The sequence below is a fragment of the Rheinheimera riviphila genome (genome assembly GCF_004005945.1).
Taxonomy (GTDB): Bacteria; Pseudomonadota; Gammaproteobacteria; order Enterobacterales; family Alteromonadaceae; genus Pararheinheimera; species Pararheinheimera riviphila.
The window spans coordinates 415,508-427,486 of the sequence record NZ_SACS01000001.1 but is presented as its reverse complement, the minus strand read 5'-3'; the positions used below and the strand labels follow the sequence as shown (position 1 = coordinate 427,486).

Here is an 11,979-nt window from a genome sequence, read left to right as displayed (position 1 = left end):
GGCTCGCTTATGTGGACTCCCCCTTGTCAACAACATTATTATCGATGAAAGAATAAATGCGTGCTTATGTACGAGCTCTGATTGGGTAGCTATCCCAGGCTCTATGATATTTACGCGAACTTGTTGTCAAATCTTTACGGCGAGCTCAAAGCTCTTAGCGAGCCACTGACTTAACAAGTTGATTTTCATCTTTTATCGAGCATTTTGTTGTTTGACAAACCTTTTTAAGCAGCCAAAAGTTCTGCTTTATATTCTGTGCCATTCGTTATCATCGCGTAGGCTGTTCTGACTGTTTTATTGGCCAATGCAACAGCTGTACAGCGTTTTCCCTGAGGAATCCCCACAAATGGTGTGGGTAAAACAAATAGTTAGGCGAGAAAGGAACATTCATGGCAGTTCCTGATCTGATCGTTCGCCAAAACTAAACCTGACCGCGGTGCTTTGCCATGAACGTTCAAACTATGCTCGCCGATTTTTTGTCTTTTGTCACCCCTGAATCCTTTCATAAACGCCGCATGGCATCAGTTTGTGCCGCACTTTCAAGCTTGCTGCAAAACGGGCTGTGTACGGTCACTGCAATTGGTCGTGGTATTGATAGCCCTGCGACTGAAAAACACTGTATTAAAAGAGCGGACCGCCTGCTCAGTAATACAGCAATGCAACAGGATGTTCCTTATTTTTATACCGCCCTGACTCGTTCGTTAGTTCAGGGAAAACAGCCACTTATCCTAGTTGACTGGAGTAATGCGGATAGTGAGAAACGCCACTTTATCCTCCGGGCCAGCATGGCGCTCGAAGGACGAGCTTTGACTTTGCTGCAAATGGTTACGACCGAATCCAATTACAACTGCCCGCACTATCACCTGGCTTTTTTAACCCGCCTTAAAGAAATGCTACCCGAAAAATGTCGCCCCGTTGTCGTGACAGATGCAGGGTACAAAGTGCCTTGGTTAAAACAGGTTCGGGCCATGGGCTGGGATTATATTGCCCGGGTTCGTGGCCTGGTTTTGGTGCAGCTGCCAGGGCAAGATGAATTTGTAAGCATCAGTAAAGTATATAAAAAAGCACGGAAAACAGCGCAATACCTTGGCGAAGTGAAGCTGAGTAAGGCGCATGAATATCAGACAAAAGCGGTGTTGCTCGGCTCTGGTTGGAAATTGCACAAGCGGGACAAAAATCTGCTATTTAAAGAGCCATGGTTGTTAGTGACTTCATTGAAACACTGTTTTGATTTTGCTAAAAAAATTACCCGACTGTATGGTTTTCGGATGCAAATTGAAGAAGCCTTCCGCGATCAGAAAAGCCAGACATACGGGCTTGGCAGTAACGCACACCGCACTAAAAATAAAGCGCGATTAGAAGTGTTGTTACTGCTGGCTGCGTTGGCAAACTGGCTTCATTATATGCTGGGACTTGCGGCAGAACTGGCAGGAAAACACTTGCAATTTCAGGCCAATACGGTGAAAAACAGACGAGTGCTATCGTTTAACTACCTTGGTAAACGATTGTGCAGGCTGGCCAGAGTGAAAATTACAACTGAGGAAATCTTTGCAGCCATCAGGCAAATTCTGGCTTGGGCGGCATATTGGGACTGGAAAAATGTAAGGAAAATAAGGGTATGATATGCCTGCAAAATTTGTGGGGATCCCTCAGGCGTTTTCCTCGACGCGCGACCATTTGTTGTATCCACAAATCTTTCTTTGTTTTAGCAACGCGTCGAAGCACTTGCTGAACCACTGCCATCGAGCCACACACTAAAGAGCTTCTTACGGTGTGATTCTTAACATACTTGCCGATAGAGCCGAGCTTCACTTTGCCACCGGAAGTATGCTGAATTGGGGTTAAACCAATACATGCAGAGGCATCACGGCCTTTTTTAAATTGCCCCATTTCTCCGCAACCCAGAGCAATGTATAGGTTAATCGCATTCAATGGCCCGACGCCCTCTAAAGCTTGTAGTGATTTGCAAATCACATGCTGGTTCGCCGCTTTTTCCAGATAACCATCATACTTTTTTATCGAATCAATACTTTGCAGGAGCTGTTCCCACGCTGTTTTTAATGCTTCCCGAAAGACCATTGAAAAGCCGTTTTCAGCATCTTCCAAAACGGCTTGAACAACACCGCTTAAGCCTCCTAGGCGTGGTGATATCCGAATATTGAATTCTAACAAAAGCGATTTTATCTGATGTTCCATCGCCACTTTGTGTTTAACGGCCAATTCTCGTAAACGAGCCAACGTTTGGAGTTCTTGTTGCTCTTTTGATTTACCGTTAATAAATGAAACATCTATAAGTTGAGCAGCTTGGGCAACGGCTAAAGCGTCATTTTTATCTGTTTTTTGGTTTTGTCTCACACTCGCCACAAGTTTGGCTGAAATAAGTCGAGCATCATGCCCGTATTTGAGCGCTATTTGCTTCCAATAATTTGATGTACTACAGGCCTCAAATACAATAGTCATTGGTTTTGACGAAGCTAACCAAGAAGAAAACTGTGTCGGTGTCTGCGCCTGATTAGACTGCACCTTGTTGTGTTTACAAACACAAACTTGAATTTCTTCTTTTGCTAAATCAACACCTGTGATTATCTTGTGCATGTTGGACTCCAAATATTTTTGTGTGAGAACTTAAATATTAACCCAGCTCTTTGAGCTGGGGGAGTCCAATTATCTTTACGGGGAGGAAAAGCGCAAGGACTTGAACTTTGTATTAAATGCGCTCGATAAGACTTTCAGAATCCAAAGTTTAAACCGGCATTGAAGTGGACCACGAGGTAATTTTCCGGAACTCGCGGGCATAAAGCCTTCTTTCTTGTTCCCTAAATCTTTACTGTTGTTTGTACATTGTTGAATTTAGCTCAAAAAGCAGATAGCTTAAAATACTAATTGTTATAAAAGACGGCCGCGACTTACGGGTTTTGCGCCGTTTAAAAAGCACTGTTAGGGTTACTCGGAGATATGGTGGAAAATTTAAAGGCGAAGCTCATCGAATTAGAAGAGCAGTTATTTAAGGCTGAGACCAGAGCTTCATACGGTGAATTGGATGAACTAATTGCGGATGAGTTCACTGAAATTGGTGGTTCTGGAGTTCGATTTGGAAAAAAAGAAGCTCTGGAGCGTCTGCCATCAGAATTGCCTCCTAAGATCAGTGCATCTGAATATGAATTGAGACATTTAGCGCCAAATTGTGCCCAGTTACTTTATAAGGCTGTAATGGTAAAAGGTGGTGAGAAAACCGCTATTTACTCATTACGATGTTCAATATGGTCTCTGATAAATGGGAGGTGGCAAATGATCTTCCATCAGGGCACCTTATGTAACGCATTTGAGTAGTTACCCTAACAAGACCATTAATTACGCTCCTACCGTCGCACGGCTTTGGGCGTTATGTGGGATCGCAGAGAAACTAGCATGGATGAGTATTCCAAGCTCGAAAAGTACATTGTAGCAAGTGATGTTAGCTCTGTTCGGGATGGGATTGGAGTCGAAGTTTATTCTGGTAAAGATATGCTTCTGGAAATCTTTCGAGATGATACTAAAAAGGTAAGAGAGGTGACCCTTTACAAAAAGGAACTAGATCTTGAGCTTGTAGAGCAAGCAATTGCCATATTTAAAAAGGAAATTCCGTGGGAATTTCAAGAATAACATTGGCTGGCGATTCTCCACAAAACAAGGTGCTATTGTCGCCGCTAACGCGACTGGGACGGCTTACGGATGTAGCAGCGGATCGGCAATAACAGCCTGCCTGTTCTGCAGCCGGTTCAGGTCTTAAACTTCACCAATTGCTGTGACACCGCAGAAATTTGTGCCAGCAGCTGCGCCAAAGTTTTTGTAACCAATAACCCCTGCTGATGCGCATCGTCGCCATGTTGTTTGATAGTGCGCATGCTGGTGCTGACATCGTGAATGGCATGATCTTGTTCGGAAGACGCTTTTGCGACCTGGGTATTAAGCTGATTCATCAGGTTAATTTGTTCTGACATCGCCTGCATCATGTTAAGCGCTAACAGGTTTTTCTCAGCCACCTGATCACTTTCGGCATTGACCTGGCTCATCAGCGCCACAGTGCGGTTTAAACCGTTACTTAACATACTGATATTCTGTTCTATTTCCACCGTGGATGCTTGAGTGCGCGACGCCAGATTCCGCACCTCGTCAGCGACCACCGCAAAACCACGGCCCGATTCACCGGCGCGGGCAGCTTCAATAGCGGCATTGAGTGCCAATAAATTGGTTTGATCAGCGATGCTGCGGATCATTTCCAGCATTTTCACGATGCCCTGACTGTCGGCCTGCACCTGCTGAATTTGGCTGCTGGCCTGTTCAACTACCTGATGCACTTTTTGCATCGATGCCCGCGCTTCTTCTACCGCAGCGACGCCGGAGTGAATTGCTTGATCGGAGTCCTTGGCATTCAGGCTCGCTGATTCAGCATGCCGTGCCAGTTCATTCAGCACTTGCGTCATCTGGTCGATGGTGATGGCGACTTGCGTGGTTTCTTTAAGCTGCATATCACCACCTTCAACCACGGTATTGATGGCGACATGGATGGTCTGACTGTTATCGGCCAACAGTTGATTGCTTTGCTGTAATTGACGGATAAGTTGCTGGATATTGCCTACAAAAGTATTAAATGACTGTGAAATCTGGTCAAACTCGTTGTGATGGTTACTGCTAAGCCGCACCGTTAAATCGCCTTCACCACGGGTTAATTCCGCCAGATTCTGATTCACTTCATCCAGCGGACGTAAAATGGCCTTGCGGGCAAACCAGCTGACCGCGATGCAAATCAGGATGCCAAATATGAGGCCGGCGCCATTGACGACATAAGACCACTGTTCCAGCTGCTCTTTGACGGCAAATTGTTTCTCGACAGTGCTGTCACCTTCTTCTTCCAGTGCACTTAAAAACGCCAGCAACTCCCGGCTTTCCTTGCCAAAAGCGGCTAGTTGTTCAGGATTGGCAGGATCAACTAACAAACTGGTTTTGGCCTGATCAAAGCTTTGTTTCATTTGCTGCAGTTTCGCCACGGATGTCGGGCTGACCAGCTTCGCCGCCACCATCCGTCCCATTGATTCATCGGCCATTTCGGTGCCTGCGTCGAGCAGTGCCATGTGTTCGGTTCGTTGCTCCGGCTGCAGATTCAGCATCTGCAAAGCAATAATTTGTTGTTGTAAGCCAATGGTACCTTCCATCGCGCCATCGGCTGTGGACCAGGCAGGGCCAGTGATAAAGCTTAATAAATCGGTGAGGTCGGTGGTGAGGCGAACAGAGGAGGCGACCAGCACAATGACTAAACTCAGAATGGCGCCGGAAATTAACGTAACACTGTGTTTAATCTGCATCCTGTTGTCCTTTTGTGTGTATTCCTGAACCAGTCAAACCTTAGTAGAGGGATCCAGTGATTACAAGCTGTTGCACTCTTTGAAACTGATTTGACACCGCGAAAGCTTGTTCCTATACCTATCGCAAATCTTCTGTTGGATACTTCACCGATGAAAGCTCCTGTCCTGCTCGGCACCTTCGTCGGATTGACCAGCTGTTGCGCCTCTGGGAATAGTTTCGAACATAGCTTTAATTTGCTTTCAGATCATTCAGTTGCATCCAATACCCGGCAAGATGATAGCAGTGCACATCGGCTGTTATTCACCGCCGAATGGCAATGGCAGGCCGACGATCGCTGGCTGGTGGCGGGTAATCTGAAAGCTTTTCGCGGTGACAATGGCGAAGGGCTGACGGAAAATCTGCAGGGCATATCCAATATCGATGCCGAGAAATTCAGCAAAATATACGAAGCCTATGTGCAATATCAGTTTACAGCCGAAACCCGGGCCAAATGTGGCCAAGTCGATGCGAATCTGGAGTTCGCCTTTGTGCCGGTCGCCGGGACTTTTATTTCACCGCCGCTTGGCATCACGCCAACCGCGATCGCTTTGCCAACTTATTATGATCCAGCGTTATCCTGCAGTGTTTTTTACGAACCCGGACAAGGGTTTCAGTGGATGGGCGGGGTCTTTGCCGGACGCGACCATCTGGATTTTGCCGAACAGTTTTACGTGGTGGAAGGCCGGTATGTCACGGCCAATAGTCGTTGGTCTTATGGTTTCTGGCACCACAGCGGCGACTGGGAATTACTCGACGAAACCAAAATCAAAGCCATTTCCGGCTGGTATCTGAACTACCAATTGCAACTGAACCAAGACTGGGCGCTATTCGCAGTCTGGTCTTCGCTCAACGACGAAGTCGACATCACCCGCCAACACCATATGCTCGGTGCAGTGCGGCAATTTGAGCAACACCAGCTCGGGATGATGTTCAGTGAAGTGACGCAGCAGCATTCAGCGAAAGACTACCTGACCGAGTTGTACTGGCAGTATCAACTGCTACCCGATTTGCTACTGCAACCGGTGTTGCAATGGGTGAATCATGGAGAAGTGGGGCTGGAGAATCAATGGGTTTGGAGTTTGCGCTTGAACTGGAGTTTTTAGTTGATGCGCAGACCCAAGCTGACACTCAACGAAAAACTTTCGCTCACAATGGCTGCTTTTGCATTGATAGTCTCTATTGCAGCATTTTATTACCAAAGCCTGCGTTCAATATCACAGCTAACAGTCACAGCGGTCGCTCCTTCAATTGGTCCCCGAAGTTACGTTTTTGAAGTTGCATTCTTTAATTCCGGAAATAAGGCAGCATTGATTGACAGGGCATGTGTTGTTACGACGACTGCTGACCCCATTACAAACGCCGGAAATTGTTTTGTTGAAAGTCTACCTCAAGGCTTGCCAGCTATTCTTCAGCCAGGAAGCATTTTGAAGATAAAGCTTGAGCGAACCTCAGTTGATTGGTCAGAGATGTATCAAACAGGATTGGCTGCATCTGGCGCAATGGGCAAAAGGCCTGGGTGGAAGCTCATCCCAATCGGTCTTAAACTGGTAGTTTTCGATGCAGAAGGCATCAGGCACGATGCAACGACAGAACCTTTGTTTTCTTTCCATGTGCATCTGAATGGTTCAACGTCTTCGCCAACATCCGATTACCAAGCGGTTGCCGTAAATTGGTGATATATGCAACAACCTACACAAGCGAGGGGGAATGTATTTTGCTAAGTGGCAATGAAAAGGCAGAAAAGGAACTGGCCTTGTGCCGCTGCATCATGACAAATATACCTATATATACCAATGTATAGGTATATTTTATATACATTGATATATTATGCTAGATATTGATATTTATTAGGGTGTAGATATGGATCCATACAGCAACCCATTCGCGCCGGGCGCTGGAAGTCGGCCACCTGAACTTGCGGGCCGTGATACTATTCTTGACGCGGCCAGAGTTTCATGTGGCCGTGCCATAAAAGGGCGGAACGCTCGCTCCATCATGCTCTTGGGTTTAAGAGGAACAGGCAAAACAGTTCTGTTAAACGAAATAGGGAGGATCGCGCAACAACAAGGACTGATAGTGTCCAAAGTCGAGTCTCCGGAACGAGAGAGTCTTGCGCGCCTGCTATACCCGGAAATGCGTAAGGTAATGCGCTCCCTTTCGGGAGTTGAAACTGCGAAGCATATTGCCAATCGTGGGTTAAAAGGGCTTCGCAATTTTGCATCTATCTTCAAAATCGACATTGCAGGTGTTGAGATTGGCGTTGAGCCTGAGCCGGGACTCGCTGATAGTGGAGATCTTCAATATGACCTGCCGGACATTTTTGAGGTCATTGGTCAAGCAGCACAAGCAGCAGGCAAAGGATGGATCTTGCTGATTGATGAAGTTCAGTACCTGTCAGACGCAGATTTATCCGCACTGATCGTTGCTATTCACCGTATGTCTCAAGACGGTCTTCCAGTGCTACTTGTCGGTGCAGGGCTGCCACAAGTCGCTCGTCTGGCAGGCGAAGCAAAGTCTTATGCCGAACGACTCTTTCTTTACCCAACGGTTGATGCGCTCGACCGACCATCGGCCATTCAAGCCGTCGAAAAGCCAATACTCGACGAGGGGGCTGCAATTGAGGCGCTTGCACTGAATGAAATCGTAGAACTGACCCGAGGTTATCCTTTCTTCCTGCAGGAGTGGGCATCTACAGCATGGAACTATGCTGGCGGGCCAGAAATCACCTTTGGTGATGTGAAAAATTCGTACGCTGAAACTCTGGCGTCCCTTGATGAGGGATTCTTCAGGGTCCGAATTGATCGGCTCACCAAATCCGAGGTTCAATTCGTAAAAACGATGTCAGAATTGGGTGACGGTCCATATGCCATGGCTGATATTGCCAAAGGAATGGGACGTACCTTGTCATCCCTTGGGCCGACCAGGGCGAGCATCATTCATAAGGGGATGGTGTATAGCACCGATCATGGTTATCTCAATTTTACAGTTCCACTGTTTGCGGAATTTATGCGGCGTCAAAAGCAAACAGCTGCAAGCTAGCTGAAATAAACAACTGTATTATTGTCGCCAGAGCAAAATTAAGCTAAATCTAAGCAGCTTCAACTATGCCCAAAATCATTGAAGATGCGGGTAGGCGACGAAGGCGCGAGGTTCCAGGAGCATAGCGGTACTGTGTGACTGGGCGCGTGAGTGAAGTCAACAACCCCGCATCATCAAGGATGACGGGTAAATCGCGTGCCAAAACAATGCCAGCCGGGAACCTGTCGGATGGCACGCTTCGCGTTTATCCGACCTACGCTTTTGTTTCTCTACATTTTTTGTTGTCAAAACGCCATTACACCAAGATTGTTACGGCCAATATATTCGCAACAACCTCGCCATTGTCATTTCAAATAAAGCCGTCATCCCGTAGTGCTAGAGCCCTAATCAGACAACTTTATTTCGGAAAGTAAGTAGCGGCCAAGTCTAATGCCTTTTACCATCCGAACAGAAAAGGCAAAAAGCCAGATGCCTATTTTTTGAAATTAGTACGAACTACCGTTCATGCTCGTTAGAACCATCGGTCAGCACAGTATTGACGATTTGTTGCAACAACAAGTTCACCCGTTTTGCCGTCTCGATGTCGCCATAAGCTCCCGCAGTGGTGACGACCACTAAATCTAACGCCGGCACGACAAACAATCGTTGTCCTCCATTGCCAAAACCAGCCTGCCACTGCAGACTTTGCCCCGACCCCGGCCAAATTACAGTGCCGGTCCACCACTGATAGCCATATTGAAAATTGCTGACCCCCGTTGCCAGCCGGGGTTGTAATGAATCCTTGATCCACGACTCGGGCACCAACTGTTGGCCATGCCAGCGGCCGTTGTTCAGTACCAACCTGCCGATCTTCACCAAATCACGCGGACGCAGTCGCAGACCATTAAATGCCATTGCCCGCCCATGTAAATCAGTGGCCCACTGCCAATCTTTAATGTTCATTGGCGTCAATAGGAACCGATCGGCAAATTCCGGTAACGATAACCCTGAGTGCCGGACAATCAGATCCGCCAGCAAGGCGGTTGCACCACTGTTATACCCAAAACTACCACCGGGTTGAGTTGTTATTCCACGATTAAGTACATGACAAACCAGGTCTTTTCGCCAGAACATCTGGATTTCATCATCAACAATACCAGCACCTTCCTGCCAGTCGAGCCCTGAACTCATGGTCAGCAAGTGGGATATTTTCAGGGATTGATGCGCAGGCCTTTGCGATACACACTGATCAGAGTAAAGATCAGCAACAACAGTATCAGGGTGTAATAGCGGATATTGCGCAGCGGCAATGCCAAATAACAGGCTGGTAACACTTTTTCCAACAGAACGCACATCATGCAAAGTAGTTGGCTCGAAATGTTGTGGCCGCGACCACAATGCATACACAGAACGGTCGGGCCCCGTTTGATAGTACTCAGCAACCAGCTTGCCATGACGTTCAACAATAATACTGTGTATGTTGAAGGGTTCTTCCAGCGCATTCGTCAGCGTTTGGTGCAAAGCGACTTGATTAAAACCTGCGGCAGTTTGGTTCACCGACCAACCATCATCCAACAGCACAGGCAACGGCCCTGTTCGGATATCTGACCAGGCGGCCTCAAATAGCCAGTTGGCGGCAACCAGCAATACGCCGAACAGCGCGACATAACCTAACCGAATAAAACGCTTGCTGGTTGTCACTTGCGATAACCTCGCCTCTGAAGATAGATGCATGCACTGATAAGTGTATTGAGCAGGACTTTAAAAAACATCATAAAGTTACACTTTATTAAACTCATAGAAATAAAATATACAGTTCGGTAGTGCTTGGTCTATTGACTTAGGAAGCTTATGAGTGCAGTTTTTGGGATTTAACTTCGCAGCGAAGACTTTTGATTTGGTTGCCAAAATTGACGCCATTCCATGGTCTGCACCGCTGAGTGGACGATCAATCGAAAATCCAAACTACTCATCTCCATGATAAAAAACAAACAAATAACAGGTAAGTTCGATGCTTAGTTATTACCTTGAATTACCAGCAGCGACATTTTTGTTGTTGTTCGCTGTTTGTATACTGCTGCCAGCAGTGCCGATTACGCTGATCCACCGGCATATTCAGCCAATCCCTCGTGCTGTATGGTTGTTGACGGTGGTCGTTGCAACAATGGTGGGGTTAAGTCTTTGTACGGAAATCTGGTTTAGCAAGATTACGATTTCAGGACGTCAGATCCAGATTGATGGTTTGAGGTATCAAACACAAGGCGAAATTGCGCGGCATGGCGTGACGGCAGTGCCTGGGACACTACAACAATATCAACTCTACCGGCGCAATGGTCTTGATTTGTATTGGACCCGAAAAGGTCATTTTAAGCTAAGCGATGGGCCGGTGTATCTGGCCGCAGGACCCGGTCCGCTCTATCAACTAACGCTCACAGATGGTCGGCGGCTGTGGCTGAGTGTTGCTCCAAATCAGGAGCCAGCATTGTTGGCGTTGTTGGATGAGCAACAACTACTGAAACATTAACGGTCAGCGTCTGGTTTTGCATTAAATTCACTCCCTGAGGGCGACTCTGAAATCAAGAGGGCAAATGCAGTTGTTGGTAACTTTGCAACAGTAACTGCAGACGCTGTGGGATAGATCCGTAGATGTCCATGTTGATGTTGTACATCGCCACATTAGCAGCAATAACATGCAAAGCGGGTATCAACTCGTCAATCACCGGCAAAATTGCGCCAGGGTCTGAGTTTATTTTCTGTTGCACCAGGTTAAATAAACAATCAACTGCACAATCATCGTCATCTTCGCTGTAGTTTTTTTCGATAATGTAATCACGAAGGGCGAAGATGTAGTACTGAAACGCCTTGGTTGGCATAAAGCGCAATTCATCGGTGCGTTCGATGACGCTTTGACGGAACCAGGGTTGCATTTCTGCTAATGTTTTTCCGAAAAACACCTTAAACGCATAATGGGCATCCATATCGTCTTGATATCCGTGCCAATCGTTTATACCCGGAACTTCGGTTTTCATGATAACGGTTTCCTCAGTTTCTGCCCTTAAAGTTGCATGGTCTGGTTTTTTTAGAATGAGTGCCCAACTGCAGACAATTCCAGAAATTATGAGGGTCAGAACAAAATTAAGCTGAATTTTCGCTGCTGACACAAAGTGAATTATCCGCAATAATACTTTTGAATTCTACCGGCAAAGCCGCTGGCAAGTGTTGTTTTGCCAAAAGCCGTCATAGCATTTAATTTTGTGTTGACCCTCAAATTCCCGTCGGATGGCACGCTTTACGTTGATCCGACCCCAAGATGCTCTTAACGAATTGTTTAAAAAAATAGTAGGGCGCTACTCGCCGCGACAGCGGCAGTACGCCATCGAACACCCACTTTAAATTGGACTATGGCGCACTGCCGCTGACGCGGTGAGTGACTCCCTACGGTTCTTTGCTCCTACGATCCTTTGCTTTTGCACAGTCATTTGAAAGGTAACCGTCTTACCCAATATATTTCCGCCAACCCCGCCATTGCCATTTCAAAAAATGCCGCTATCCCGTAGGCTAGAGCTCTAATCTGACAGC

General features: G+C 46.8%; 11 protein-coding genes and 1 pseudogene. 7 read left to right on the top strand and 5 right to left on the bottom strand.

All coding sequences use genetic code 11. The features are described 5' to 3' along the window. Nucleotides 1-224: 224 nt before the first annotated feature. A pseudogene (locus EOE67_RS01820) lies at nt 225-332 on the bottom strand (IS110 family transposase); the annotation flags it as partial. A gap of 114 nt (nt 333-446) precedes the next feature. On the opposite strand from EOE67_RS01820, the gene EOE67_RS01815 reads away from it, so the two are divergent. Further along, nucleotides 447-1,622 (top strand): IS4 family transposase, encoded by a 1,176-nt coding sequence (locus tag EOE67_RS01815; protein WP_127697329.1) that lies wholly within the window; start codon nt 447-449, stop codon nt 1,620-1,622. On the opposite strand, the gene EOE67_RS01810 is transcribed toward EOE67_RS01815, so the two are convergent. Then, the gene (locus EOE67_RS01810; RefSeq protein ID WP_240652673.1) at nt 1,558-2,595 is read right to left on the bottom strand and encodes an IS110 family RNA-guided transposase; all 1,038 of its coding nucleotides are present in this window, start codon (nt 2,593-2,595) and stop codon (nt 1,558-1,560) included. The genes EOE67_RS01815 and EOE67_RS01810 overlap by 65 nt on opposite strands. Nucleotides 2,596-2,958: 363 nt before the next feature. Between EOE67_RS01810 and EOE67_RS01805 the strand changes: the two genes are divergently transcribed. Both EOE67_RS01805 and EOE67_RS01800 read left to right on the top strand, forming a co-directional pair. Then, the gene (locus EOE67_RS01805) at nt 2,959-3,330 is read left to right on the top strand and encodes a nuclear transport factor 2 family protein (RefSeq protein WP_127697328.1); all 372 of its coding nucleotides are present in this window, start codon (nt 2,959-2,961) and stop codon (nt 3,328-3,330) included. A 78-nt stretch (nt 3,331-3,408) separates the two neighbouring features. Beyond that, nucleotides 3,409-3,642: a hypothetical protein gene (locus tag EOE67_RS01800; RefSeq protein ID WP_127697327.1), complete on the top strand. Its 234-nt coding sequence runs from the start codon at nt 3,409-3,411 to the stop codon at nt 3,640-3,642. 116 nt (nt 3,643-3,758) lie between these two features. Here EOE67_RS01800 and EOE67_RS01795 read toward each other — a convergent pair whose 3' ends face one another. Further along, nucleotides 3,759-5,342 carry a methyl-accepting chemotaxis protein gene (locus EOE67_RS01795; RefSeq protein ID WP_127697326.1) on the bottom strand — a complete coding sequence of 528 codons (1,584 nt, stop codon included), beginning with the start codon at nt 5,340-5,342 and terminating at the stop codon, nt 3,759-3,761. Nucleotides 5,343-5,492: 150 nt separating this feature from the next. On the opposite strand from EOE67_RS01795, the gene EOE67_RS01790 reads away from it, so the two are divergent. The 3 genes from EOE67_RS01790 to EOE67_RS01780 all read left to right on the top strand — a co-directional run bounded on the left by EOE67_RS01790 (nt 5,493) and on the right by EOE67_RS01780 (nt 8,421). Then, nucleotides 5,493-6,485: a carbohydrate porin gene (locus EOE67_RS01790; protein WP_127697325.1), complete on the top strand. Its 993-nt coding sequence runs from the start codon at nt 5,493-5,495 to the stop codon at nt 6,483-6,485. A 3-nt stretch (nt 6,486-6,488) separates the two neighbouring features. Further along, the gene (locus tag EOE67_RS01785; protein WP_127697324.1) at nt 6,489-7,058 is read left to right on the top strand and encodes a hypothetical protein; all 570 of its coding nucleotides are present in this window, start codon (nt 6,489-6,491) and stop codon (nt 7,056-7,058) included. A 184-nt stretch (nt 7,059-7,242) separates the two neighbouring features. Continuing rightward, on the top strand, nt 7,243-8,421 hold the full coding sequence (locus EOE67_RS01780) for an ATP-binding protein (protein ID WP_127697323.1): 1,179 nt from the start codon (nt 7,243-7,245) through the stop codon (nt 8,419-8,421). 495 nt (nt 8,422-8,916) lie between these two features. On the opposite strand, the gene EOE67_RS01775 is transcribed toward EOE67_RS01780, so the two are convergent. Continuing rightward, nucleotides 8,917-10,101 (bottom strand): serine hydrolase domain-containing protein, encoded by a 1,185-nt coding sequence (locus EOE67_RS01775; protein WP_164852188.1) that lies wholly within the window; start codon nt 10,099-10,101, stop codon nt 8,917-8,919. A gap of 310 nt (nt 10,102-10,411) precedes the next feature. Between EOE67_RS01775 and EOE67_RS01770 the strand changes: the two genes are divergently transcribed. Further along, on the top strand, nt 10,412-10,924 hold the full coding sequence (locus tag EOE67_RS01770; RefSeq protein ID WP_127697321.1) for a hypothetical protein: 513 nt from the start codon (nt 10,412-10,414) through the stop codon (nt 10,922-10,924). A 52-nt stretch (nt 10,925-10,976) separates the two neighbouring features. Here the strand turns inward: EOE67_RS01770 and EOE67_RS01765 are convergent, their stop codons facing one another. Continuing rightward, complete coding sequence (locus EOE67_RS01765) at nt 10,977-11,561, bottom strand: hypothetical protein (RefSeq protein ID WP_240652672.1); 585 nt, start codon at nt 11,559-11,561, stop codon at nt 10,977-10,979. Between the last annotated feature and the right edge of the window lie 418 nt (nt 11,562-11,979).

Bases quoted from the DNA above. Each gene is read 5' to 3' on its own strand.
- EOE67_RS01815 (WP_127697329.1), top strand. From the start codon at position 447: ATGAACGTTCAAACTATGCTCGCCGATTTTTTGTCTTTTGTCACCCCT.
- EOE67_RS01810 (WP_240652673.1), bottom strand. From the start codon at position 2,595: ATGCACAAGATAATCACAGGTGTTGATTTAGCAAAAGAAGAAATTCAA.
- EOE67_RS01800 (WP_127697327.1), top strand. From the start codon at position 3,409: ATGGATGAGTATTCCAAGCTCGAAAAGTACATTGTAGCAAGTGATGTT.
- EOE67_RS01795 (WP_127697326.1), bottom strand. From the start codon at position 5,342: ATGCAGATTAAACACAGTGTTACGTTAATTTCCGGCGCCATTCTGAGT.
- EOE67_RS01790 (WP_127697325.1), top strand. From the start codon at position 5,493: ATGAAAGCTCCTGTCCTGCTCGGCACCTTCGTCGGATTGACCAGCTGT.
- EOE67_RS01785 (WP_127697324.1), top strand. From the start codon at position 6,489: ATGCGCAGACCCAAGCTGACACTCAACGAAAAACTTTCGCTCACAATG.
- EOE67_RS01780 (WP_127697323.1), top strand. From the start codon at position 7,243: ATGGATCCATACAGCAACCCATTCGCGCCGGGCGCTGGAAGTCGGCCA.
- EOE67_RS01770 (WP_127697321.1), top strand. From the start codon at position 10,412: ATGCTTAGTTATTACCTTGAATTACCAGCAGCGACATTTTTGTTGTTG.